Origin of the sequence: Salmonella sp. SAL4457 (assembly GCF_046548235.1) — a bacterium.
GTDB classification, from domain to species: domain Bacteria; phylum Pseudomonadota; class Gammaproteobacteria; order Enterobacterales; family Enterobacteriaceae; genus Salmonella; species Salmonella enterica.
In genome coordinates this window covers 1-334 of record NZ_JBGDZO010000204.1, presented here as the reverse complement: position 1 = coordinate 334, position 334 = coordinate 1, and the positions used below count along the sequence as shown (strand labels likewise).

General features: G+C 67.1%; 1 protein-coding gene. It reads right to left on the bottom strand.

What is annotated here, in order from left to right; genetic code table 11:
- On the bottom strand, positions 1-298 hold a 298-nt coding region (locus ACLJNW_RS23925; protein WP_410961184.1), incomplete at its 3' end, for a hypothetical protein.
- Positions 299-334 lie beyond the last annotated feature (36 nt).

Here is a 334-nt window from a genome sequence, read left to right as displayed (position 1 = left end):
GCCCACGCACCAGGAAATACACCAGGCAGAGCAGCGCGACGGCGAGCAACAACTGACCGCGAAGGTCTCGCCAGAGGCTCCTCGGCCCGTGGCTCGACACCAACACCAGCGCCTGCAGCGCCGCACAGAATCCGGCGAAGCCGATCAGCAGCGGCGTCAACGCCGCGGCTACGGTTTCCACCAGCAGCGGCGCCAGTCCGGTCTTGGCCAACGCAGGCAGGACCACGAACTGCAGCAACCAGAGGCCGCCGACCCAGAACGTCTGGGCCAGCAGCCAACTGATCGCGCCTGCGCGCAACGGGGCGCGCTTAGATATGGCGAACCTCGACGATCT